This window comes from Pseudothioclava arenosa, assembly GCF_002358085.1.
In the GTDB taxonomy this organism is placed as follows: domain Bacteria; phylum Pseudomonadota; class Alphaproteobacteria; order Rhodobacterales; family Rhodobacteraceae; genus Pseudothioclava; species Pseudothioclava arenosa.
In genome coordinates this window covers 275,323-299,914 of record NZ_NTJD01000003.1, presented here as the reverse complement: position 1 = coordinate 299,914, position 24,592 = coordinate 275,323, and the positions used below count along the sequence as shown (strand labels likewise).

At 65.1% G+C, this 24,592-nt stretch carries 20 protein-coding genes; 6 read left to right on the top strand and 14 right to left on the bottom strand.

The genetic code is table 11. The features are described from left to right. Positions 1-104: 104 nt before the first annotated feature. The 9 genes from CLN94_RS05735 to CLN94_RS05695 form a co-directional block, all read right to left on the bottom strand. Positions 105-1,142, bottom strand: coding sequence for a c-type cytochrome (locus CLN94_RS05735; RefSeq protein WP_096432041.1), 1,038 nt, complete (start codon positions 1,140-1,142; stop codon positions 105-107). After that, positions 1,126-2,424: a sulfite dehydrogenase gene (soxC, locus tag CLN94_RS05730; RefSeq protein ID WP_096432039.1), complete on the bottom strand. Its 1,299-nt coding sequence runs from the start codon at positions 2,422-2,424 to the stop codon at positions 1,126-1,128. The genes CLN94_RS05735 and soxC overlap by 17 nt, the downstream gene beginning before the upstream one ends. Positions 2,425-2,466: 42 nt before the next feature. Next, positions 2,467-4,158, bottom strand: coding sequence for a thiosulfohydrolase SoxB (gene soxB, locus CLN94_RS05725; RefSeq protein WP_096432037.1), 1,692 nt, complete (start codon positions 4,156-4,158; stop codon positions 2,467-2,469). A gap of 144 nt (positions 4,159-4,302) precedes the next feature. Continuing rightward, positions 4,303-5,160, bottom strand: a complete 858-nt coding sequence (gene soxA, locus CLN94_RS05720) for a sulfur oxidation c-type cytochrome SoxA (protein ID WP_096432243.1) — start codon at positions 5,158-5,160, stop codon at positions 4,303-4,305. 100 nt (positions 5,161-5,260) lie between these two features. Beyond that, on the bottom strand, positions 5,261-5,590 hold the full coding sequence (gene soxZ, locus CLN94_RS05715) for a thiosulfate oxidation carrier complex protein SoxZ (RefSeq protein ID WP_096432035.1): 330 nt from the start codon (positions 5,588-5,590) through the stop codon (positions 5,261-5,263). A gap of 24 nt (positions 5,591-5,614) precedes the next feature. Then, the gene (soxY, locus tag CLN94_RS05710; protein WP_096432033.1) at positions 5,615-6,034 is read right to left on the bottom strand and encodes a thiosulfate oxidation carrier protein SoxY; all 420 of its coding nucleotides are present in this window, start codon (positions 6,032-6,034) and stop codon (positions 5,615-5,617) included. A 39-nt stretch (positions 6,035-6,073) separates the two neighbouring features. After that, positions 6,074-6,544 carry a sulfur oxidation c-type cytochrome SoxX gene (soxX, locus tag CLN94_RS05705; protein ID WP_096432031.1) on the bottom strand — a complete coding sequence of 157 codons (471 nt, stop codon included), beginning with the start codon at positions 6,542-6,544 and terminating at the stop codon, positions 6,074-6,076. A 225-nt stretch (positions 6,545-6,769) separates the two neighbouring features. Next, positions 6,770-7,327 (bottom strand): thioredoxin family protein, encoded by a 558-nt coding sequence (locus CLN94_RS05700; RefSeq protein ID WP_096432241.1) that lies wholly within the window; start codon positions 7,325-7,327, stop codon positions 6,770-6,772. 17 nt (positions 7,328-7,344) lie between these two features. After that, complete coding sequence (locus tag CLN94_RS05695; RefSeq protein WP_096432029.1) at positions 7,345-8,085, bottom strand: cytochrome c biogenesis CcdA family protein; 741 nt, start codon at positions 8,083-8,085, stop codon at positions 7,345-7,347. A 91-nt stretch (positions 8,086-8,176) separates the two neighbouring features. Between CLN94_RS05695 and CLN94_RS05690 the strand changes: the two genes are divergently transcribed. The 3 genes from CLN94_RS05690 (at position 8,177) to CLN94_RS05680 (ending at position 10,203) form a co-directional block, all read left to right on the top strand. Then, positions 8,177-8,614 carry a thioredoxin family protein gene (locus CLN94_RS05690; RefSeq protein ID WP_245845112.1) on the top strand — a complete coding sequence of 146 codons (438 nt, stop codon included), beginning with the start codon at positions 8,177-8,179 and terminating at the stop codon, positions 8,612-8,614. A 107-nt stretch (positions 8,615-8,721) separates the two neighbouring features. Then, entirely contained in the window at positions 8,722-9,090 is a 369-nt protein-coding gene (locus CLN94_RS05685) for an ArsR/SmtB family transcription factor (protein WP_096432027.1), read from the top strand. A gap of 66 nt (positions 9,091-9,156) precedes the next feature. Beyond that, complete coding sequence (locus CLN94_RS05680; protein ID WP_179300245.1) at positions 9,157-10,203, top strand: YeeE/YedE family protein; 1,047 nt, start codon at positions 9,157-9,159, stop codon at positions 10,201-10,203. Between the two features lie 101 nt (positions 10,204-10,304). Here CLN94_RS05680 and CLN94_RS05675 read toward each other — a convergent pair whose 3' ends face one another. Next, positions 10,305-13,529 (bottom strand): efflux RND transporter permease subunit, encoded by a 3,225-nt coding sequence (locus CLN94_RS05675; RefSeq protein ID WP_096432025.1) that lies wholly within the window; start codon positions 13,527-13,529, stop codon positions 10,305-10,307. Continuing rightward, positions 13,519-14,499 (bottom strand): efflux RND transporter periplasmic adaptor subunit, encoded by a 981-nt coding sequence (locus CLN94_RS05670; RefSeq protein ID WP_096432022.1) that lies wholly within the window; start codon positions 14,497-14,499, stop codon positions 13,519-13,521. Before CLN94_RS05670 ends, CLN94_RS05675 begins: the two co-directional genes overlap by 11 nt. Before the next feature lie 194 nt (positions 14,500-14,693). Between CLN94_RS05670 and serS the strand changes: the two genes are divergently transcribed. Next, positions 14,694-15,983, top strand: coding sequence for a serine--tRNA ligase (serS, locus tag CLN94_RS05665; protein WP_096432020.1), 1,290 nt, complete (start codon positions 14,694-14,696; stop codon positions 15,981-15,983). Between the two features lie 136 nt (positions 15,984-16,119). On the opposite strand, the gene der is transcribed toward serS, so the two are convergent. The 3 genes from der to CLN94_RS05650 are packed head-to-tail and all read right to left on the bottom strand — an operon-like array spanning position 16,120 to position 19,707. Next, positions 16,120-17,631: a ribosome biogenesis GTPase Der gene (gene der, locus CLN94_RS05660; RefSeq protein ID WP_096432018.1), complete on the bottom strand. Its 1,512-nt coding sequence runs from the start codon at positions 17,629-17,631 to the stop codon at positions 16,120-16,122. 58 nt (positions 17,632-17,689) lie between these two features. Continuing rightward, positions 17,690-19,006, bottom strand: a complete 1,317-nt coding sequence (locus CLN94_RS05655; protein WP_245845110.1) for a PQQ-like beta-propeller repeat protein — start codon at positions 19,004-19,006, stop codon at positions 17,690-17,692. Positions 19,007-19,059: 53 nt separating this feature from the next. Further along, complete coding sequence (locus CLN94_RS05650; RefSeq protein ID WP_096432016.1) at positions 19,060-19,707, bottom strand: tetratricopeptide repeat protein; 648 nt, start codon at positions 19,705-19,707, stop codon at positions 19,060-19,062. A 211-nt stretch (positions 19,708-19,918) separates the two neighbouring features. Here CLN94_RS05650 and CLN94_RS05645 point away from each other — a divergent pair, with 211 nt between their 5' ends. Both CLN94_RS05645 and CLN94_RS05640 read left to right on the top strand, forming a co-directional pair. Then, positions 19,919-21,022: an efflux RND transporter periplasmic adaptor subunit gene (locus CLN94_RS05645; protein ID WP_096432014.1), complete on the top strand. Its 1,104-nt coding sequence runs from the start codon at positions 19,919-19,921 to the stop codon at positions 21,020-21,022. Further along, the gene (locus CLN94_RS05640; protein ID WP_096432012.1) at positions 21,019-24,564 is read left to right on the top strand and encodes an efflux RND transporter permease subunit; all 3,546 of its coding nucleotides are present in this window, start codon (positions 21,019-21,021) and stop codon (positions 24,562-24,564) included. The genes CLN94_RS05645 and CLN94_RS05640 overlap by 4 nt, the downstream gene beginning before the upstream one ends. Positions 24,565-24,592: the final 28 nt, after the last annotated feature.

Below are 24,592 nucleotides of genomic sequence, written 5' to 3'. Positions count from 1 at the left end.
AAAAGAAAAACGCGCCCGTGGGGAGCACGAGCGCGTTGAACCTGTGAGCGGAAGGCCCCCACAGGCTGGGGAAGAGCCGGGCGGTTGCCCGCCCGGCGGGGTTATTATTTGCTCTGGGCCTCGATGTAGGCGATCACCGCAGCGATATCCTCGTCCTTCTTCAGGCCAGCGAAGGACATCTTGTTCTTCGGAATGTAGCCCTTCGGATCTTTCAGATATTCAGCAATGGTGGTCTCGTCCCAGACCAGACCTTCGGCGCCTTTTTCGGACATCGGCTTCGAGTATTTGAAGCCCTCGACCGAACCCGCCGCGCGACCCACGAGGCCGTTCAGCACCGGGCCGACCTTGTTCTGAGCGCCCTCGCCCACCTGGTGGCAAGCCTTGCACTTTTTGAACACGCCCTCGCCCGCTTCGACCAGCGCCGGATCGGCCGAAAGCGCAGCCGGTTCAGCCGCCACTTCGGTTGCTGCTTCCGCTGCCGGGGCTTCCTCGGCCGCCGCCGCTTCGCCGCCTTCTTCTTCCGGCGTCACATCGAGAACCGCGGCGCGCATGGTGATTTCCACGCTCTCCTTGCAGTTCTCCATGCAGCGGTTGGTGAAGATCGGGTATTCGGTGGTTTCACGGTCATCGACGATGAAGCCATCGGCATTCGGCATCTCGACTTCGAGGAAGTTCTCGTTCGAGAGCACGAAATCATCCTCGACCAGGTTGTTCGAGTAGAGGATGTAGGCCACGATCGCATAGGTCTCGTCGACCGAAAGCGACTGCGCATTGCCGAAGGGCATCGAGCGGTGCGCATAATCCCACAGCGTCGAGAGATAGGGCCAGTAGGAGCCCACGGTCTTCACCGGGTCCTTGCGCGCCAGGGTGCCGTCGCCGCCAGCCAGTTTCGGCCAGTTGTCGACACCCTCGGCGAATTCGCCGTGGCAGACCGCGCAATTATCCGAGAACAGGTATTCGCCATCCTCGACCGAGCCCGAGCCCACCGGCAGGCCGGTGCCATCGGGCGAGACATCGAGGTTCCAGGCCGCGATCTCTTCGGGCAGGGCTTCACGGCCAAGGCCGTAGCCTTCGGCCAGAACCGGGGTGGCCAGCGGTGCGACCAGCGCCGCCCCGATCACCAGATTACGAAACTTCGACATTCTCTGCCTCCCCGTTCGCCTTGACCCACCAGGTCTGGATGCAGTTGTTGTGATAGACCGAGTTCTCGCCGCGGATTTCGCGCAGCTGGTTCTTGGTCGGCTGGACGTAACCGGTTTCGTCGGTCGCACGCGATTGCAGGAACATCTCCGAACCGTCCCACTCGATGTCGAGATAGAAGCGGGTCAGCGCCTTGTCCTGCCCCGGCGCGGCCAGACGGGCCTCGGTCCAGGTCTTGCCGCCGTCGATCGAGACGTCGACCGCGGTGATCGCGCCACGGCCCGACCAGGCAAGCCCGGTGATGACCAGCGGACCCTTGCCGTGCTTGATCGGCGCTTGCGGGCTGGGCGAGGTGACGACCGATTTCGCGTCCATGACCCAGGTCCATTTGCGCGAGGTGCCGTCTTCCAGCGTGTCGGTGTATTTCGAGGTTTCCTCGCGGCTTTCCACCGCGTTTTCGGTCACTTCGATGCGACGCAGCCACTTCACCCACATGTTGCCTTCCCAGCCGGGAACGCACAGACGGACCGGGTAGCCATGCTCCTTGCGCAGCGCCTCGCCATTGGCCTTGAAGGCCACGAGGCAGTCATCGAGCGCCTTTTCCAGCGGGATCGAGCGGCCGTTCGAGGAGGCATCGGCGCCCTCGACATAGATCCACTTGCCTTCCGGCTTCACGCCCGCCTCTTCCAGAAGCGTGCGCAGCGTGACGCCCGAATATTCCATGTTGTGGATCATGCCATGGGTGAACTGCGCGCCGTTCAGCTGCGCGCCCGCCCATTCCATGCCGGTGTTGGCCGCGCATTCGAGGAAATAGGTGCGGTTCACACGCGGGAAACGCTCGAGGTCTGCGTAGGTGAAGACCAGGGGCTTGTCGACGAGGCCGTGGATCATCAGGCGATAATCTTCCTTGGCCAGCTCAATCGCGCCCGAGTGGTGGCGTTCAAACGCGCAACCCGCCGGGGTGATCGTGCCGTCGAGGGCGTGGATCGGCGTGAAGTTGATCGACGAAATCACATCCGCCGTCAGCCAGCCCACGTTGCGGCGCACGACGTCGCCTTCAAAGCGGATCGGCAGGCCGTAGGGGGTGGCATCCACCCCGTCGCCCCAGCCCTGCGCCCAGGGCTGAACTTCGGTGATCAGCGGGTCGGGCGTGCCCTCGGCCAGCGCGGCTCCGGTGCCGGCAGCCATCGCGCCTGCGGCTGCGCCTGCACGCAGGAAGCCGCGGCGGCTCAGCGCCAGGCCCGAGTCGGTGGCGGGCGTGATCGCGCGTTCCTTCTCGTCCATGTTTCTCTCCTTCAAGGTTCAATCTGTTCCGGTCGCAGGCGCTCAGACGCCGGTGACGACGACCGAGGTGTTGGGTTGAAGCTTCACGGTGCCAATCTTCTTGACGTGGTTCTCGATCACGTCCCAGATCTGCGGCCCTTCGGTGCCTTCGTTGACCGAGGCCCAGCCGGCCACGACATAGCTGCGGGCCGGGTCGATTTCCGAGCCGTCTTTCAGCAGCGTCATGTTCGAGATCCGCTCGCCGATCGGCTTCGAAACGTCGATGTGGTAGCCCATGCCGCCGATGCGCACCATGTCGCCGCCCTGCTGGTAATAGGGGTCGGTGTTGAAGATGTTGTCGGCCACGTCCTCGAGGATGGTGTGGATCGTCTCGCCGGTCATCTCGGTGCGGTAGCAGGCGCCATAGGTCATCGAGGTCGCGTTGTGGATGTCCTCGCGGGTGATGTTGTCGCCCGGAAGCAGCGTCGTGCCCCAGCGCACGCCCGGGCTCATCGCGATCTCGGCGTCGCGCTCCGACAGGATCGCCTCGCAGATCAGGTCATCCCAGGTGCCGTTGAAGTTGCCACGACGATAGAGCAGGTCCTCGGTCTGGCCGACGACTTCCTCGAGCTGCTCCTTGTAGGGCGCGCGCTCGTTGTCGATCAGGGCGGCCATGTCGGCGTCCGGCGTGATCACGTCCGAGAAGATCGGGATCAGCTTGTGGCGGAAGCCCATCATCTGGCCGTCGCGCACGTCGAGATCGACGCGGCTGACGAATTTGCCGTTCGAGCCCGAGGCGATCAGGATGGTGTCGCCCACGAGGATCGGTTCGGGGCAGGCATCATGGGTGTGACCGGTGAGGATCACGTCGATGCCCTTCACCCGGCTGACCATCTTCTTGTCGACGTCGAAGCCGTTGTGCGAGAGGCAGACGACCAGATCGACGCCCTCGGCGCGGACCTCGTCGACGACCTCTTGCATGCGCTCTTCGCGGATGCCGAAGGAGAAATCGGGGAACATCCATTTCGGGTTCGCGATCGGCATGTAGGGGAAGGCCTGGCCGATCACCGCGACGCGGACGCCGCCGCGCTCAAAGATCTTGTAGGGCTCGAAAGCCGGCTCGTCCCATTCGACGTCGAAGATATTCGCGCCGAGGAACGGGAAGGGCAGCCCTTCGACGATTTCCTTCACGCGGTCCTGGCCAAAGGTCCATTCCCAGTGCGAGGTCATCGCATCGGTGCCGAGCTGGTTCATGATGTTGACCATGTCCTGACCCTTGGTCAGCAGCGAGGTCATCGAGCCATGCCAGGTGTCGCCACCGTCCAGCACCAGCGCGTCGGGGCGGTCGGCCTTGATCGACTTGACCACCGTCGCCACCCGGTCCATGCCGCCCATCTTGCCATAGGCCTTCGCGAGATCCGAGAAGTTGTCATAGGTCAGCGCATAGGCTTCGGGCGTGTTCGGTTCGATGTTGAACATCTTCAGGAAGTCTTTGCCGACCACATGCGGAGGCTGGCCAAGCGCGTCACCCACACCGAGGTTGATTTCCGGCTCGCGGAAATAGATCGGCTTCGCCTGGGCGTGAATGTCGGTGATATGGATCAGCGTGACATTGCCGAAGGTGTCGAACTCCAAGAGCTGGTCTTGCGTCAGCGACTGCTGCGCCATCGCGCGCGACCAGCGGCTGAGGCCCGAGGCGCCCAGGATCGTCGAGGCGGCAAGGCTCGCCTGAATAAATTCCCGACGGGAAATCATGCTCACTTCTCCTTGTTCCGCCCCGCCCGGGGCGCGTCTTCAACCGGTAAATTGCCTAACGAATGCCGACAGATAGCGATTATTGAATATGTCTGAATGCAGCAGGGGCGGGTCCAGCCTGCGCCGGTCCCGCCCCCGGAGATATTACGGACGAACCGCGACGCCTTCGATCTGCAGGCCCAGGCCGCGCGAAGCGACGTAGAGCTCCAGCTCGCGGAACTCCTGGCTGCCAGCGGCGAAGGTCTCGGCGCGCGAGTCACGCACACAGCCGACGAAACGCTGGTGGATCGACACCGCCGCGCCGTCTTTCAGACGATAGAGCGGGAAGCCGTTGGTCTGGCCCTGGCTGAGGTGGTCGGCGCGGATGTTGTTGCCATAGTTGTCTTCATGGCAGTTCGCGCAGGACAGTTCGAGCTGGCCGTAGCGGGTGTAGTACATGTCCTTGCCGCGCTGCCAGAATTCGGCGGCCGGGCCGTCGATGGCAACGTCAACCGGCATGCCGCGCGATTGCAGCGAAATCGCCGAGGTCATGTCTTTCATCTCGCCCGAGTTCCATTTCCAGGCCTCGGCACCCATGCGCTCGGTGCGGCACGAGTTGATGTAGTCTTCCATCGACCACAGCGCGCCACCGGCATTGACCTTCGGCATCTTGGCGCGCACGCCCTTCATGCCTTCCTCGATCGAGCCGTGGCAATCCGCGCAGGACTTGCCTTCCGAGCCATCCGCCATGTCCCAGGCTTCAAGCCCACGCTCGACATAGATGAACATCGGGTTCTCGAAGTCATCCTTCTGCATCGCGCGGCTGTCTTCGGTGCGGAACAGCCAGCCCGAATAGACCGTATCGAGATGCCCTTCGAGATGGGCGGCGGCGGGCGCCACGGTGGTGATGGTGATTTCGTCGTTGACGACCAGCTCATCTTCGGCCGGTCCGGCAACGGCGGGGCCGAAGCCGAGCATCAGAGCTGCGGCGGCGGCGAAGGTGGTGCGGCTCATGCGCTGCATCATTCCTGATTCCTCCCTGGTTGGTCTCCCCGCGCCCCTACTCCCCGAGGCGCGGGCTTTCCTTATCTTGGGCGCGCTCCCTCACGCGCCGGTCGAGGCCTTAGGCGACCTCGATCGCCTTCACGTCCTCGTAGACCGAGCCGTCGTCATCGTACCAGGTGAACTTGAACTCACCCGAGGCGTCGACCTTGGCGGTGAATTCGAAGTAGGGGTTGGTCGAGACGGCCGGCTCCAGCGTGATGTCGATCACGTTCTGGTCGCCGAGGTCGCAGGTCAGACGGTTGATGATCGAACGCGGGATCAGGTTGCCGTCCTTGTCTTTGCGCTGACCCGATTCCATCGGGTGCGTGATCAGGCACTTGATCGTGACGACTTCGCCAGCCGAAGCTTTCTTCGGCACTTTCACGCGCGGTTTGACGTCGTTAGCCATGGTGTTTCTCCTCGAAATCCAGAATTAGCCGCCGCAGCCGCCGATGGTGACCTTCACGGTCGCCTGCGCCTGCTTGAACGAGCCGTCGGCCATTTTCGCGATCGCGACCACATCCTGGGTCTTCGACAGGCGAATACGGGTCGAGGCGAATTGCGAGCCCGCAGCGGGGCCGAAGTTGAAGGTGGCGACGCCGGGGGTCGGGTTGCCGGTCGCGAAGATCGCGATCGAAACCGCGCCGGGCGCGTCCACACCAACCGGAACGCCGTTGCCGTTCTCGGCGATTTCCGGGGCATCAAGCTTGATGCCGTCGGTCGCGGTGGCGGCACCACCGGTGAAGGCGGCGATCGCATCGGCGGCGGCATCCGCCAGGGCAGCCTGGGGCAGGAACGAGGCAGCGACGCCGCCCATTGCCAGCACCAGCGCGTCACGTCTGGAAAGGTTCATCTCTCTACTCCTCTCGGGGTTAGTTCGATCGCGCGTCCGTCACTCTTTCAGAGTGAGCAGGAAAGCGACCACATCTTCGACCTGCTGTGCGGTCAGGATCGGCGGCAGTTCGGCCGGAGCGGCCTTGCCGGTGTAGGCGTCACCCGGGCGGATGAACGGGCCGGTCTTGTACATGCCCGGCATCATCGTGCCCTCGAACGTGTGTTTCGCATCGACCACGATGCCGCGCAGCTGGGCTTCGGTCCAGCGGTCGGCGGCGCCGTTCAGTTCCGGGCCGATATCGCCCTGGAAATCGGCGGTCAGCGCCGAGACCACATGGCAGGCCACGCAGTTGCCCAGCGGGCGCGTCGAGGCGACTTTCGCGCCCTCTTCCGCATTGCCCGGCACGCCGGTGAGCGACTCGGCGATCGAGCCGTCCTCGGCAAAGGTCACGGCAGTCGGTGCGATTTCGGCAAAAGCCGCGGTCGCGGCAAATGCAAAAGCGGTGGCCAAAATGGCTTGGCGTTTCATCGAAGACCTCCCTCTTCTTCTCCCGAATCCGTTTTAGACGAGTGCGACAGAACAGCGCAACTAATAAATTCAAATATTCGCATACTTATTCCGCAGCGCGGCGTGACGTATCGTCAAGCGCAGCCAAGGCACTTGAGGTTCGCCACGTAAGGCATTCGAAAAAATTGGGTATTTAAAAACGACAGCTGGAGATTTTACGCTGCCGCGCAGAAAGTCCTCGGCGGATTATTGCGGATTGACCTGCCGCGCGACGAATTTCTGGAAGTTCTCGCCGCTCTCGTAGCCATGGTCGCGCACCCAGGTGAACAATGCCTTGGTCGTTCCCTTACCAAATGCCCCCGGCATCTGGGCGACGGCCACGCGATTGGCGGCCGATCCCTCAGGCACCTCCTCGGGGAAGAACATCATCGTGGGGGTGAACATCACCCCCCATTTCATCGCCATATCCTTCTCGGGCAGGGTCTCACCGTCGAAGTCAGTCACCTCGATATCGCCGAACAGGTTCATCTGCACGACGAAGTAATGCTCTTCGATCAGGGCGCGGATTTCAGGATCGGGAAACACCTCTTCGTGCATCTTCTTGCAATAGATGCAGCCGCGCTGCTCCCAGATCACCATCAGGCGCTTACCCTCCTCATTGGCCGAGGCAAGGTCTTCGGCCATGTCGCGAAAGGTCTCGCGCATCCAGCTTTCCTTGTGCAGCCCGTCCTCGCCCAGCTCAGCGGCAAGGCCCGGCAGGGCCATCGACAGGGCCGCGATCGTCGCAATCAGGAATTTCCGCATCATACTCTCCCTTGAAATCAGCCCAACGTCCCGGACGAGGGCATTACCCGGATCAGGAAATCGGCCAGATAGCTCAGCCAGCCGGTCGCGATCAGGATCGCGAAGACGATCAGCATCACCCCCATCGCCTTCTCGACATAGGCGAGCTTGGCGCGGTGGCGGTTCATCCAGCCCAGGAACGGCCGCGCGAACAGCGCCGCCACGATGAAGGGCGCGGTCATGCCGACGCCGTAAAAAAACAGGAGCATCGCGCCGCGGCTGATATCACCACTCCCCGCGGCCACCATCAGGATCGCCGCCAGCGCCGGCCCCACGCAGGGCGTCCAGCCGAAGCCGAAAGCAAGCCCCATCACATAGGCGCCAAACACCGTACTAGGGTCGGATTTCGACTCAAGCCGGGCTTCGCGATAGAGGAAGGGAATACGCAGGATGCCCAGGAAATGCAGCCCGAAGAGCGCAAGCACCGCCGCCGCCACATAGCTCAGCGGCTCCATCCAGGCGCGGAACGCCTGCCCCAGCGCGGTCGCCCCCATCCCCATCAGCATGAAGATCGTGGTCACACCCATCGCAAAGGCCACGGCAGACACGAACAGGCGCCGCTGCGCACCCGGGGCGATCTGGCCGCCGCCGCGCAATTCGGCCATCGAGATCCCCGCCATGTAAGACAGGTAGAACGGCACCATCGGCAGGATGCAGGGCGTCAGAAAAGACAGGAGACCCGCCAGAAGCGCGCCCCCGTAGGTCGGGTCAACGAACATCTATCCTCCCGTTGGGCTCCCTTGCAGCGCGCGTTGCGCCACACCCAAAAACATATTACGATCTTTATATGTAAAGGGGGGTGCGTCAATCATGCGAATTGATATCGCGACAAAATTGGCGGTGGTCTTGTCGCTGGGTCTGACGCTCAGCCCCCTGTCCGCACGCGCGCTCGATCAGGGCGCAGCCGCCCCCGAAACGCCCGCAGAACAGGCCGAGGCCCCGTTCCGGCTGCTGATGGTCGAGCAGGACGGATGCGCCTATTGCCGGATGTGGAATGCCGACCTCGGGCCGATCTATCCCAAGACGCCCGAAGGGAAATTGGCGCCGCTTGAGCATGTTCAACTGCGCTCGGACTGGGATTCCGGTCTTGAGATCGGCCCACGCCCGGTGTTCACGCCGACCTTCATCCTGCTGGAAGGAACCCGCGAGGTCGGCCGCATAGAGGGCTATCCGGGCGAAGATTTCTTCTGGGGACTCTTGGGAATGGCGCTGCGTTCCGCTGGCGCCGACCTGCCCCAGCCGCAATAACAGAGCACTTTCGTCGCCCTTTACGGTCGCGAATCGTTCGTGCTATGGCACAGTTAACCCAAGGCGAAGCTGACACTTCGCCGCATATAACTGCGAATGCGGGTCCGATGGCACCTGACGGTGGAGATACGCCCCTGCGCGATCAGGTCGATAGCGCAACCGAGCAATGCTCGGTGATTGATGCTGACGAATTGCTGGGCCGGGCCCGCGACGCGTCCAACCTGCTCAAGGCACTGGCCCATGAAGGCCGACTGATGATCATGTGTCATCTGTCGTCGGGCGAAAAATCCGTGACCGAACTGGAAAACCTGCTGGAATCGCGCCAGGCGGCGGTCAGCCAGCAACTCGCGCGGCTGCGCCTCGAAGGGCTGGTGTCTTGTCGACGCGAAGGCAAAGCGATCTACTATTCGCTCAGCGACCCACGCGCCCAGCGCGTCGTCGCGCTTGTTTATGACATGTTTTGCGCACAGCACTAAGCTATGGCGCGCGCATCCGTGGAGAAAGTCGGCGCGCGGGCGCGGACCGGCTGAGGGAGAACGGGAATGGAGACGCTGTCGAGTGACGTGCTTGCGGCCCTTGTCGGGCTGATCGGCGGGCTTGTTCTGGGCCTTGCGGCGCGACTGGGCGATTTCTGCACGCTGGGCGCGCTGGAAAGCGCCGCCTACGGCCGCGACCAGCGTCGGCTGCGGCTTTGGGGCGTGGTGCTGGCGATCGCGATCAGCGGCGCCTTTCTCGCCGAAGCCGCCGGCCTCGCCGATCTCAACGCCACCTTTTATCACATGATCGAATGGAACCCGCTGGCCTCGATCTTCGGCGGGCTGATGTTCGGTTATGGCATGGCGCTGGCCGGAAATTGCGGCTTTGGCGCGCTGGCCCGCTTCGGCGGCGGCGACCTGCGATCGATGGTCGTGGTGGTGGTGATGGGGATCTTCGCCTTCGTCACGCTCTCGGGGCCACTCGCGCCGCTGCGGATCATGCTGTTCCCACAGGTTGAAGCGACCACCCCGCAAGGCATCGCGCATTGGCTGTCGACCCGCACCGAGCTGCCGCCGCTGACCTTTGCGCTGCCGATCGCCGCGGCCTTCCTGATCTGGGCGCTCGCCTATGGCCCGCTGCGCCAGGACAAGCGCCGCCTGCTTTGGGGGGCCGCCGCCGGGCTGGCGGTGGTCTGGTGCCTTGTCGCCACCAGCTACCTCTCGGCCGAGAGCTTTGGCGAGGTCGTCGTCGAGGCGCCCTCGTTCACCGCACCGCTCGGGCGCACGATCCTCTATTTCATGACCTCGACGGCGGGCGGCATCACCTTCTCGGTGGGGCTGGTCGCGGGGGTTCTGGGCGGCGCCTTCATCGGCTCGGCCATTCGCGGGCTGTTCCAGTGGGAAGCCTGCGACGACCCGCGCGAGCTGGGCCGGCAGGTCTGGGGCGGCGCGCTGATGGGGATCGGCGGCACGGTCGCTCTGGGCTGCTCGGTCGGTCAGGGCGTGTCGGCAATGTCGGTGCTGGCCTTCTCGGCACCCGTTACCCTGATCGCGATCATGGTCGGCGGGCTTCTGGGGCTGCGCCGCCTGATCCACGGCTACCAGCCACGCTAGGCGAACCGGCGGGCCCGAGCCCCCTACCCCAACGCAGATACACCAAAGCAAAACGCGCCCCCGAGAGGGCGCGTTTTTCATGTCGCGAAGGGCTGCTCCGATCAGGTCTTGAAGATCCGGTAGATCGCCGGGATCACCAGCACCGTCAGCAGCGTCGAGCTGAGCAAACCGAACAGCAGCGAGATCGCAAGCCCTTGGAAGATCGGGTCTGCCAAGATCACCACCGCCCCGATCATCGCCGCCACCGCCGTCAGCAGGATCGGCTTGAAGCGGATCGCGCCGGCCTCGATCAGGATGTCGATCTCGGACTTGCCTGTGCGATCGGCGTGGCGGATGAAATCGACCAGCAGGATCGAGTTGCGCACGATGATCCCCGCCAGCGCGATGAAGCCGATCATCGAGGTCGCCGAGAACGGCGCGCCAAAGATCAGGTGCCCCGCCATGATCCCAAGGAAGGTCAGCGGGATCGGCGTCAGGATCACCAGCGGCAGGCGGAACGAGCCGAATTGCGCGACCACGAGGATATAGATCCCCAGGAGCGCCACGCCAAAGGCCGCCCCCATGTCGCGGAAGGTGACCCAGGTCACTTCCCATTCGCCATCCCACAACAGCGTCACGTGGCCCTCGTCGGCGGGCTGGCCGTGCAGGCTGACCACGGGCTTTTCACCCTCGGCCCAGTCGATGCCCTCGAGCGCGTCGCCCACCGCGATCATGCCGTAAAGCGGTGCCTCGAATTCGCCCGCAAGCTCGGCCTGCACCATCTCGGCTTCGCGCCCGTTGTGGCGGAAGATCGGGAAGCTCGCGCGTTCCTCGCGGATCGAAACCACGTCGCCCAGCTCGACCACGCCACGTGCGCCGGGCAGGAGGCTGGCCGGGATCGGCGTCGACAGCGTCGCCTCGTCCATGACCTTGGCGCCTTTCGAGCGCTCCATCACGATCGGCAGCGGCGCACGCCCCTCGCCGCGATGCGAATAGCCGACCGTGGTCGAGCCGTTCAGCAGCCCGAGCGTGTCGAACACATCGCCTTCGGAAACCTCAAAAAACTCAAGGTCGTCCGAATTGATCGTCGCGCGCAGGCGCCGCGCTTGCGTGCCGAAACTGTCGTCGACATCGACGATGAAGGGCACCGATTCAAAGGCCGAACGGATCTTGGTCGCGGCGGCACGGCGGGTCTCCGGATCGGGGCCATAGACCTCGGCCAGGAGCGTCGAGATCACCGGCGGGCCGGGCGGCGGCTCGACGGTTTTCAGCACCGTGCCCTCGGGCATCTCGATGCCGGCGATCTTCTCGCGGACCTCGAGCGCGATCTCATGCGAGCTGCGGTCGCGTTCGCCCTTGGGCGCGAGGTTGATCGCCACATCGCCCATATGCGGCTGGTTACGCAGGTAGTAGTGGCGCACCAGACCGTTGAAGTTGAAGGGCGCGGCGGTGCCTGCATGGGTCTGCACGGTCAGCACCTCGGGCAACTGGGTCACCACCGCCGCCACGCGCTGCGCCACCGCATCCGTCGCCTCGACCGAGGCGCCCTCGGGCAGGTCGATCACCACCGCCAGCTCCGACTTGTTGTCGAAGGGCAGGAGCTTAACCGTCACATGCTTGGTATACAAAAGCCCGAGCGAGCCGAAAGACAGCACCACCGTCGCCAGCAAGAAGATCCACGAGGCCTTCTTGGTCGCCAGAACGGGCTTGGCCACGCGCGCATAAAGCGCCCCCAGCTTGCCTCCATGGCCATGCTCGTCATCGTGATGCAAGGGCGCATTGCCAGCGATCTTGACCATCAGCCAGGGCGTGATGATGACCGCGACAAAGAACGAAAAGATCATCGCCGCCGAGGCATTCGCCGGGATCGGCGACATGTAGGGCCCCATCAGCCCCGACACGAAGAGCATCGGCAGAAGTGCAGCAACCACCGTCAGCGTCGCGACGATGGTGGGGTTGCCCACCTCGGCCACGGCGGTGATCGCCTTTTGCACCCGGTTGCCCGGCGTCTTGAGCCCCCAGTGCCGCGCGATATTCTCGATCACCACGATCGCGTCATCGACCAGAATCCCGATCGAGAAGATCAGCGCGAACAAGGACACGCGGTTCAGCGTGTAGCCCATGATATGCGCAGCAAACAGCGTCAGCAGGATCGTCACCGGGATCACGATCGCCACCACGATCGACTCGCGCCAGCCGATGGCAAACAGCACCAGCGCAATGATCGAGACCGTCGCGAGGCCAAGGTGGAACAGCAGCTCGTTGGCCTTTTCGTTCGCGGTTTCGCCGTAATCGCGGGTGATCTGAACCTCGATATCTTCGGGGATCAGCTTGCCTTTCAGCTCCTCGACCCGGTGCAGGATATCCTCGGCCACGACCACGGCATTGGCGCCCGCGCGCTTGGCAATCGCCAGCGTTACCGCCGGATGACGCTGCAACGCGCCGGTGTCGTCGCGATAGACATTGGCCACCAGATGCTCGGTCGTGTCGGGCACGTAGGAGACCTTGGCCACATCGGCCACATAGACCGGGCGACCATCAAGCGCCGTCAACAGCAGGTTCCCGATTTCGGAAGGCGCCGTCAGCGTCTGGCCCACGACCAGCGCGATCTGCTCGCCCTTGTCGCGCAGGTTGCCGGTGGAAAAGGCGCGGTTGGCCTGCTGGACCTTGTAGCTCAGCTGCTGCAGCGTCATGCCATAAAGCGCGAGCTTCTCGGGATCGGGCTCGATCCGGATCGCCTCGCGGCCCTCGCCCACGATATAGGTCAGCCCGACATTCTCGATCTTGGTGACCTCGGTTTGCAATTCGCGCACGATCCGCGTCAGCTCGTTCGCGGGCACGTCATGCCCGCCCTTGCCCGAGAGCGTCAGCGACACGATCGCCACATCGTCAATGCCCCGCCCGACAATCATCGGCTCGGGGATGCCGGTGGGAATGCGGTCGAGATTCGCGCGCACCTTTTCATGCACGCGCAGGATCGCGGCATCCGACGAGGTGCCCACGACAAACCGCGCCATCACCAGCGCATAATCGTCCGAGGTCTGCGAATAGACATGCTCGACCTCGTTGATCGAGGTGACGATCGTCTCCATCGGCTCGGTCACGAGCTTCATCGCGTCTTCGGCCTTCAGACCGGGCGCCTGAATGTGGATATCCACCATCGGCACCGAGATCTGCGGCTCTTCCTCGCGCGGCAGAGCCAGAAGCGCGACAAGCCCCACCGCCAGCGCCGCCAGCACCATCAGCGGCGTCAGCGCCGACTGGATGAAGGCGCGCGTCAGCTTGCCGGCGATGCCGAGCTTCGCCTCGGGCAGGTCCTGCCCATCGGTTGCGTGATCAGTGCTCATGGGCCACCACCGTTTCGCCGCCCGTCAGCCCCGAGAGGACCTCGATCATCTCGACGCCCTCGACCATGCGGCGCTCACCCGGCACCACGGCGCGTTCAAAGGTCTCGGCGCCGTCCTGCACCAGCACGAAATCCAGCCCCGAATGGCTGCGGATCATCGCTGCGGGGATTTCCACGGCCTCACGCGCGCCCATCGGCAGGCGCACCAGCACCCGCGCATTCACGAAAGCCGCATCCAGATCCGGCACATCGACATCGGCGACGACGCGGCCGTTCTCGATCTGCGGATAGACCTTGGCCAGCGTGCCATCCCGGTCGCCGTCGCGGGTCTCGATGGTGATCTTGTTGCCCTCGACCAGCGAGGCGGCGTGACGCTCCGGCACCGCAAGCGTCAGGAAGAACCCGCCGCCGCCCACCGTGGCGACGCTTTCGCCCGCCATCACCACCGCGCCCTTGGCCACCGGCACCGCCAGCACCCGCCCCGAGATCGGCGCCAGCACCTGACCTTCGGCCGATTGCTGCTCGATCACCCGGCGCTGCGCCTTCTGCGCCTCGATCTGCCCCATCACCACATCGACCTGCGTCTGCAGCGCATCAAGCCGCTGCTTGGTGGTCACGCCGCGATCCAGAAGCGCCTCGGCCCGCGCCAGCTCGGCCTGCGCGTTGGTCAGCTGCGCGGTCAGCGATTCCAGCTGCGCGTCGATCGCGCCAAGCTGGAAGGCGATCTTTTCATCGACGATCTGCCCGAGCACCTGCCCCGACTGCACCTGATCCCCTTCAGAGACGCTCAGCTCGACCAACGTGCCGCCCAGACGCGCGCGCGCCGGGATCGTATCCTTGGCCTCGACCGAGCCGTAAACGGCCTTCCAGTCGGTCACGACGGTCTTTTCCGCCACGAAGGTCGTTTCGGCATGGGCCGCCATCGGCACACACAGCGCCCAGAGCGCAACTGGCAGGAGCTTGAGCTTCATCTGATCGTCCTTCCCTTCCGGCCGGCGAGACGCCTATAATATTCCGGTTTTTGAATGTATTGGACTTACCGAAAAAATCGCTCCCGAGCAAGCCTTTCCGCTTTGATTTGTGCCACTCTCCGCCCCTGTCTTTCAAGGCTTTCGCGCCCCCAAACGATGCGCTACACCTCGGGGCGCAAAGAAGAGGTTCCGACATGCACGACATTCGCGCGATCCGTGAAAATCCCGACAGCTTCGACGCGGCGCTCAAGCGCCGGGGGGCCGAACCGATGTCGGCGCAGATTCTCGCGCTCGACGAGGCGCGCCGCGCCGCGATCCACGCCGCCGAGACCGCCCAGGCCGATCAGAACGCCGCCTCGAAGCTGGTCGGCGCCGCCAAGGCCAAGGGCGACGAGGCCGAATTCGAGCGCCTGCGCGCGCTGGTCGCCGAGAAGAAAACGGAAGTCTCGGCGATGCAGGCCGAGGCCTCGCGCCTCGATGCCGAACAACGCGACCTGCTGCTGACGATCCCGAACGCGCCCCTCGACGAAGTGCCCGATGGCGCCGACGAGGACGACAACCAAGAGGTCTCGCGCTGGGGCACACCCAAGGCCTATGGCTTTGATCCGAAAGAACATTACCAGCTTTCCGGCGTCGGCTCCGAGATGGATTTCGAGACCGCGGCCAAGCTTTCGGGCGCGCGGTTCGTGGTGCTCAAGCGCGGGGTCGCGCGCGTCCACCGGGCGCTGGCGCAATACATGCTCGACCTGCATGTCGACAGCCACGGCCTGACCGAAAACATCACCCCCGTGCTGGTGCGCGACGAGGCGATGCTGGGCACCGGGCAACTGCCGAAATTCGCCGAGGACAGCTATCAGACCACGAACGGCTGGTGGCTCATTCCGACCGCCGAGGTGACGCTGACCAATTTCGCGGCGCAATCGGTGCTGGAAGAAGCCGTGCTGCCGATCCGCATGGTCGCCCATACCAACTGCTTCCGCTCCGAGGCGGGCTCGGCCGGCAAGGACACCGCCGGTATGCTGCGCCAGCACCAGTTCGAGAAGGTCGAGATGGTGACGATCTGCGCCGCCGACCAGCATCTGGCCGAGCACGAGCGCATGGTCACCTGCGCCGAGGCCGTCCTGCAGGGCCTGAACCTGCCCTATCGCAAGATCGTGCTCTGCACCGGCGACATGGGCTTTGGCGCGCAAAAAACCTATGACCTCGAAGTCTGGCTTCCCGGCCAGAACACCTACCGCGAGATCTCCTCGGTCTCGACCTGCGGCCAGTTCCAGGCGCGGCGGATGAACGCCCGCTTCAAACCCGCCGCCGGTGGCAAGCCCGAGTTCGTGGCGACGCTGAACGGCTCGGGGCTGGCGGTCGGGCGCTGCCTGATCGCGGTGCTTGAAAACGGCCAGGAAGAAGACGGTTCGGTCACCCTGCCCGCCGCGCTGCACCCCTATCTCGGCGGCAAGACGCGCCTCGTGAACGGCGATCTGGCCTGAGACCGCGCGCCGCCGCCGCTGGCGGGGGCGTATTTGATCCAAGAAGAAACCCGCGCCTCGATCTCCGGGGCGCGGGTTTCTTGTTTCTGCTGTTTCTTCTTGGCGCAAATACGCAAAAGCGCCGCGCGCCAAGCGCTTAACCGTCGGACTTCCGGGTGCTGCGCTTCGCGGCGGCTGCAGCCTTGTGGGCGGCCTGTTTCTTCGCGTCCACGTGTTTCTTGAGCCGCGACGGGATTGACTTTTTCTTGTCTTTGTAAGGGTTTGTCTTGCCCTGATCGCGCAGGTAGATGCGGATCGGTGTGCCCGGCATATCGAAGTCGTTCCGCAGCCCGTTGATCAGGTAGCGCTCATAACTTTCCGGAATCTTGTCGGTATGGGTCGCCTTGATGACGAAGGCCGGCGGGCGGGTCTTGGCCTGCGTGATATAGCGCAGCTTGATCCGGCGGCCACCCGGCGCGGGCGGCGGATGGGCCTCGGTCATGGCGCCGAGCCAGTTGTTCAGCTTGGCGGTCGAGATCCGGCGGTTCCAGACCTCATGCGCCTTCAGGATCGCGGCATGGAGCCGGTCAAGCCCCTTACCTGTCTTGGCCGATACGGTGACCAGCGGCGCGCCGCGCAGCTGCGGCAGCAGGCGCTCAAACGCCTCGCGCAGCTCCTTGAGCTTTTCGGGCTTGTCCTCTTCGAGGTCCCATTTATTCGCGGCCACCACCACGGCGCGGCCCTCGGTTTCGGCGAAATCCGCGATCCGCAGGTCTTGCGTTTCAAACGGGATATTCACGTCGAGCAGCACCACGACCACTTCGGCAAAACGCACCGCGCGCAGACCGTCCGCGACCGAGAGCTTCTCGAGCTTGTCGTTGACCTTGCCCTTCTTCCGCATGCCGGCGGTGTCCCAGATCCGCATCGGGGTGCCGCTGAAATCAGCGGTGACCGAGATCGCATCGCGGGTAATCCCGGCTTCGGGGCCAGTCAGCAGGCGGTCTTCGCCGAGGATCTTGTTGATCAGCGTCGACTTGCCCGCGTTCGGGCGGCCAATCACCGCCAGTTGCAGCGGCTTTTCACGGGTCGGCGCCTGATAGACGCCCTCGTCCTCGCTGTCTTCCTCGATCTCGACATCGACCTCGGGCAGGTCAGCGGCACGTTTCTCGGCGAATTCCTCGGCCAACGGCTGAAGCGCGCTGTAAAGGTCGTCAAGCCCCTCGCCATGTTCAGCCGAGATTTGCAGGGGCTCGCCCAGCCCGAGGCTCCAGGCTTCGAGCGCACCGGCCTCGCCCGCGCGGCCCTCGGCCTTGTTCGCGGCAAGGATCACATGCGCGTTTTTGCGGCGCAGGATGTCGGCGAAAATCTCGTCGGCGGGCGTCACGCCCACGCGCGCATCGACGAGGAACAGGCAGATATCGGCCTCTTCCACGGCGCGCTCGGTCAGGCGGCGCATGCGGCCCTGCAGGCTGTCATCCTCGGCCAGTTCCAGACCAGCCGAGTCGATCACGATGAATTTCAGGTCGCCCAGACGCGCGTCGCCCTCGCGAAGGTCACGGGTGACGCCCGGCGTGTCATCGACCAGCGCGAGGCGCTTGCCGACAAGGCGGTTGAACAGCGTCGATTTCCCGACATTGGGGCGGCCAACAATGGCCAGCGTAAAGCTCATCTTCGCCTCCTGAGGGCGCGAGGGGGATTCGGATCGCCCCCTTTACACGTTCGGGCCCTTAACGGAAAGCCAGAAGCTTGCCTGCCGCCGTCACGACATAGAGTGTCCGCCCCGCAACAACCGGCGCGGCTGCGGCGCCACCCGGGATCTCGGCGGAGCCGATCTGCGCACCCGACGCCGGATCGTAGACCCGCAGGAGCCCATCGGACGAAGCCACGAACAGCTTGCCGCCGGCCAGAACCGGGCCGTAATGCACATGGATGCGCTGTTGCTTCTTGATCTTGTCCTTAACGTAATAGGGCAGTTCGACCGCCCATATCTCGGCGCCGTCCGAGGCCGAGAGCCGCACCAGGCGTCCTTCGTCGGTCACCGCAAAGATCGAGCCGCCCGCAACCTGCACCGGCGCGGTCGCACCTTCGGTCGCGGTCCAGACCCGCTCGCCGGTCTCAAGGTCGATCGCCGAGAGCTTGCCCGCCGACGAGCCCGCATAAACCGTGCCACCGGTCACCACCGGATCGCCGGTGAGGTCCGATATGCTGGCATAGGCCCGGCCCGGACGCGCGCCCGGAACGGCGCTTTGCCACATCGGCAGCCCGCCTTTTTTTAGCGCAGCCGCAAGCTCACCGCCCGAATAGGGGAAGATCACCGCCTTGTCGGTCACGGCAGGCGCCGAAACGCCCATCATCGCAGCCCGGCCCGGCACGCCCGGCAATTGCCAGATCACCTTGCCGGTATTGGCGTCGATCGCCCAGGACGAGGCGTCGCGCGCCACCACATAGACCACGCCTTCGGAAACCGTCGGCGCACCGCCCACGGCGGCATCGAATTTCTGCACCCAGAGCGTGTTGCCCGTGGCCGCATCCAGCGCGACCAGCTGGCTGAAGCCGGTGGTCACGAAAACCTTGCCATCGGCCGCGGCAAGCCCGCCGCCAGAGGCGTCATCGGCACGGTCCGCGGCCGGCGTCAGATCGGCCTGCCAGAGCGTCGCGCCATTCACGCCCGTCGCGGTGACGCGCGCACGGCTGTCGAGGGTCATGATGCGCCCGGAGGCCACCACCGGCGAGGCCGAAACCTTGTGCTTACGGTCGCTGCCCTGCCCGATCGAGGCCGCCCATTGCTGCGTCAGCCCATCGCCGATCGCGGCATTGACCAGCGCGTGCGAAGGCCCGCCCGCGCGCTGCGGCCAATCGGCATTCGCAACCTGCCCCGGAAGGCTCAGCGCGACCTGCAACGGCACCGGCGGCGCCTCGGCCATGTCGGCCCCCGAGAGCACATCGCGCGGGTCGATCCGGTCACCTTCGAGGATGATTTCTTTCTCACAGGCCGCGACCGTGGCCGCCATGCCCAGAACCGCAATCGCGTGGATCAGCTTCACCGCCTCTGTCCCCCTGCCTTACCGCGCCCGGTTATCCGCCGGGCCTTGCGTGGTTACTGAACCGCCGGTTCAGCCCCCAGCGCCACCATCAACTCTGTCGCCCGCTGTTGCAAGCCCGGCGTGATCCCCGCTTCGCCCGAGATCTGCTGCAAGAGCCCGATCGCGCCCTCGCGGTCCCCGGCCTCAAGCGCCAGGAGCGCCTGCTGTTCCAGCGCGAGCGGCCGATAGGGCGCGCCCGGGCGGGCCAGATCGGCCAGCGCCGCCGCGCGCTCAGACGGGTCCATGCCCGCGCCCGCCACGATCACCGATTTCAGCAGCGCAAGCTCGCGCAGGCTGGGCGGCAGCGCGGCATCCGACGCCACAGTCTTCAACGCCGCCAACGCGGCGTCGCTATCGCCCGCCGATTGCGCCTCGCCAGCCAGCAAAAGCCCGGTCAGCGCCGCGCGGTTCGCATCGCTCGCCTCGATCGCGCCAAGTGCCGCAACGGAATTCTCGGCCTGAACCGCCGCCAGAAGCTGGTCGCCGAAGGCCTGCGCGGCGTTCTCGGCCTGGGTGCGCGACCACTCGGTATAGGCCGCGCCGCCGACGATCCCGAGAATCACCACGACGCCGATCCAGCCGTATTTCTTGAGCAGGGCGAAAAGCTTGTCGCGACGCACCTCTTCGGTGACTTCCTCAATGAAGCTGTCGATTTCGCTCACGGGTCGCTCGCCTTTCTTGCCGCGCCCCCCGTCGGGGCGCCTCGTCCCGCCCGTCTTACATGGCTTGGTCAGCTCTGCCAAGGCCGTGCGGCATTGCCACATCCCCCAGAATGATCTTGAGTGGCCCGCCCTGTCCCCGTATTTTGAACCGGATCGTTCACTGACACCCGGTGCATTCCGCAGCCCCGGCCCAACGAAACTGAGGCTCCCGATGAAGATCGTCCCCATCGTCAACGCCGTTCTGGTCACCAGCGCGCTGTACCTGCTGGTATTCGAGCGCGAACGGCTGATGGGGTTCGCCGGACAGGAGCAGGCCGAAGCCGCCCCCGAGGCCGCGCAGGCAAGCGCGGGCGCCGTCGATGTGCAGGTGCTCCATGCCGTTGCGGCGGCGGTCGATCAGGGGGTGCTGACGCGCGGCCAGACCGAGGCGGCGCGGCGCGTCGAGATGCGCGCAGAAACGAGCGCGCGGGTGATCTCGGAGCCGCTGCGCAAGGGCGCGAGCGTCGCGGCAGGCGATATCCTGTGCGAGCTTGATCCGGGCAGCCGCCTTGCCGCGCTGGCGCAGGCCGAGGCCGCGCTGGCAGAGGCCGAACTTTCCGCCAATGCCGCGACCAAGCTGCAACAGGGCGGCTATCGCTCGGACACCGCCGCTGCTGGCGCGCAGGCCGCGCTCAAGGCTGCGACCGCCGCATTGGACGCCGCCCAGCAGGAGCTGGCCCATGCCAATATCACCGCCCCTTTCGCGGGCATCCTTGAAGATGACAGCGCCGAGCTGGGCGCGCTTTTGTCTTCGGGCGGGCTGTGCGCGACGGTGATCGCGCTCGATCCGATCAAGCTGGTGGGCTTCGTGCCGGAAACCGAGCTGGGCCGGGTCGCGCCGGGCGCACGCGTCGGCGCGCGACTGACCACCGGCCAAGAGGTTCTGGGACGGCTGACCTTTGTCGCGCGCTCGGCCGACAGCGCCACGCGCACCTTCCGCGTCGAGGCCGAACTGCCCAACCCCGATCTCTCGATCCGCGAGGGGCAGACCCTCGAAATGCTGATCGCGGCCGAGGGCACCAAGGGCCATTTCCTGCCCGCCTCCGCGCTGACGCTGGATGACGACGGGCGGCTTGGCGTACGCCTTGCGGTCGAGGGCATCACGCGCTTTGCCCCCGTCACACTGTTGCGCGACACCCGCGAGGGCGTCTGGGTCGCCGGCCTGCCCGAAACCGCCGAGGTCATCGTCGTCGGCCAGGATTATGTGACCGAAGGCGCCGCCGTCATCGCCCATCCCGCCACCGATGTGCCGGGCTTCGGAGGCGCCGCGCAATGATCGGCATCGTCGACTGGGCCGCCGATCGCGCACGCATGGTTATGGCCTTCATCGCGATGACAATCATCGCGGGGCTCACCGCCTATCTCGCCCTGCCGAAAGAGGGCGAGCCCGATATCGAGATCCCGATGCTCTTCGTCTCGGTGCCCTTCCCCGGCATCTCGGCCAGCGATTCCGAAAAGCTCTTGGTCAAGGTGATGGAGACCGAGCTGGCCGACCTTGAGGGGCTCGACAAGATGTCGGGCGTCGCGCGCGAGAATTACGCGGGCGTGATGCTGGAATTCGACTTCGGCTGGGACAAGACGAAGATCATCGCCGATGTGCGCGACGCGATGAACACCGCCGAGGGGAAATTCCCCGACGGCTTCGAGAAATACTCGATCAACGAGATCAATTTCTCGGAATTCCCGATTGTCATCGTGACCCTGTCGGGCGCCGCGCCGGAACGGAAATTGCTGAGCCTTGCAAAAGAGTTGCAAGACGAACTTGAGGGGCTTGAGCCGGTTCTGGAGGCCTCGCTGGCCGGGCATCGCGACGAGATGCTCGAGGTGGTGATCGACCCGCTCCGGCTGGAAAGCTACAACGTCACGGCGGGCGAGCTGATCAATGTCGTGCAGTCGAACAACCTGCTGGTGGCGGCGGGCGAGGTGGAAACCGACGCGGGCGCCTTTTCGGTGAAAATCCCGGCCAGTTTCGACAGCGCGGCCGATGTCTACGCCCTGCCCGTCAAGGTCAATGGCGAGCGGGTGGTGACGCTGGGCGATCTGGCCGAGATCCGCCTGACCTTCGAGGACCGCACCGGCACCGCACGTTTCAACGGCGGCACGACGGTCGCTCTGCAGGTCGTCAAACGCAAGGGCTACAACATCATCGACACCGTCAACCTCGTGCGCGAGACCATGGCGAAGGCCGAGGCGAACTGGCCCCTGCCCCTGCAAGAGGCGGTCGAGGTCGGCATCTCGCTCGACCAGTCGCGCACGGTGGGGGCGATGGTCAGCCAGCTCGAAGGCTCGGTGCTGACCGCGATCGCTCTGGTGATGATCGTGGTGCTGGCGACGCTGGGTACACGCTCGGCGCTGCTGGTCGGCTTCTCGATCCCGACCTCGTTCCTGCTGACCTTCCTGCTCTTGGGTGCGATGGGCGTGCCGATCTCGAATATCGTGATGTTCGGCCTGATCCTTGCGGTCGGGATGCTGGTCGATGGCGCGATCGTGGTGGTGGAATATGCCGACAAGCGGATCGCCGAAGGTTCAGGCCCGATGGCCGCCTATACCGAAGCCGCCAAGCGCATGTTCTGGCCCGTGATCTCGTCGACCGCGACGACGCTTTGCGCCTTTTTGCCGATGCTGTTCTGGCCGGGCGTGCCGGGTGAGTTCATGGGAATGCTGCCGGTCACGATCATCTTCGTGCTCTCGGCGAGCCTTGTCGTTGCGCTGATCTATGTGCCGATCGTGGGCGGTGTCGCGGGGCGCGTCTCGCGCAGGCTCGATCAGGGCGCCAAGGTCATCGAGAACTGGCCGCTCTGGCTGCGCGTGACGCTGGCGCTGGCCTCGGCGGCGCTGGTGTTTCTGGGCGCGATGCTCACGCTCAACCCCGGCTATCTCAGCGGCACACGCCTGCCCTCGGGCAGTTTTGCGGCCTCGCTCCCGGGCGTGGTGCTGTTCGTCATCGCGACGCTCCTGACCTCGATCACGCTGACGGCGGCGCGCCCGAAACGCGGCCCCCGCCCCGTCGAGGCCGGCTATCGCCGCCGCCCCTTCGGCCATGTCATCGCCTTCATCACCGGCAACCCGGTGATGCCCGTGGTCACTTTCGCGGTCATCATCGGCCTCGTGATCGGCGTGTTCAGCCTGTACGGCAAGCATAACAACGGCACGCAGTTCTTTACCGATACCGAGGTCGAGCAGGGCATCGTCTATGTCCGCGCGCGCGGGAACCTGAGCCTTGCCGAAAAGGACGCGCTGGTGAAACGCGCCGAGGCCGAGGTGATCGGCACGCCGGGTGTCGGCGCGGTGTTCTCCTTCGCGGGCGAAGGCGGGCTCAACCAGAACACCGGCGGCGCGGTGGCGCCACGCGACACGATCGGTCAGATCCAGGTCGAAATGCTGCCCTGGGAAGAGCGCAAGGACCACCCGGACCTGGCCACCGGCCAGCAGATCATGGACTCCATCCTGGCCCGCATTCAGACCATCCCAGGCATCAAGGCCGAGTTCCTCGCGCAGGCGCGCGGCCCCTCGCAGGGCAAGCCGATCCAGCTGCGGCTGAAGGGCGACGATTTCGACGCGATCTCCGAAGCGGTCGACTATGTCGCAGCACATCTGGCGACGATGGAAGGCGTCTTTGCCATCGAAGACACCCGCCCCCTGCCCGGCATCGACTGGGAGATCGACGTCGATGTCACCCGCGCGGGCCGCTTTGGCGCCGATGTGGCGACGGTGGGCGGCATGGTGCAACTGGTCACGCGCGGCATCCTCTTGCACACGATGCGGGTCGACAGCTCGGACGAGGAAATCGAGATCCGCGTGCGCCTGCCCGAAGAGTTCCGCCTGCTCTCGACCCTCGACACGCTGAAGGTGCGCACCGCGAACGGGCTGGTGCCGCTGGCGAATTTCGTGACCCGCACGCCGGTGCCCAAGCGCGACGTGATCGACCGCGTCGACCAGACCCGCTTCTACGACGTCAAGGCCGATGTCCGCGACGGGCTGGTGAACGAGGAGGGCGAGCCGATCAACGGCAACGAACGCATCGCGCGCATCGACGAGTGGCTCAAGACCGAGGCCACCCTGCCCCGCGGCGTCGAGGCCGAATGGTCGGGCGATCTGGTCGAGCAGAACGAAAGCGCCGATTTCCTTGCCAAGGCCTTCTCGGGGGCGCTGGCCTTGATGTTCGTGATCCTGCTCGCGCAGTTCAACAGCTTCTACAATTCGGTGCTGGTGCTGCTGGCGGTGATCCTGTCGACGGCGGGGGTGCTGGTCGGGATGCTGGTGATGGGGCAGCCCTTCTCGATCATCATGACCGGGGTTGGCATCGTCGCGCTCGCCGGGATCGTGGTGAACAACAACATCATCCTGATCGACACGTTCCAGGAATTCCAACGCTACATGCCCCAGCTCGAGGCGATCACCCGCACCGCCGAGGCGCGCCTGCGCCCGGTCGCGCTGACCACGATCACCACGATGGCGGGGCTGTCGCCGATGATGTTCGGGCTGAGCCTCGACTTCCTGAACGGCGGCTATTCTGTGAACAGCCCGACCGCGCTTTGGTGGAAGCAGCTTGCCACCGCGGTGGTCTTTGGCCTTGGCACCGCGACACTGCTGACGCTGATCCTGACGCCTGCGCTCCTGGCGCTGCGGGTCTGGTTCAACGCGGGGGCCTATCGCTCGGTCAAGGCGCTCTCGGCGCTGATGCAGGGGACCGACAGCCAGGCGGCGCGCGACCTTGCGCTGGAGCGTGCCGCACGGCGGCTGGCAGGCACCGAGATCCTCTGGCCCGTCGAGCCCGACGCGCCACAGAAACACCGCCCCTCGCAGGCGGCCGAGTAACAAAAAGGCCCGCGTCCTGATGACGCGG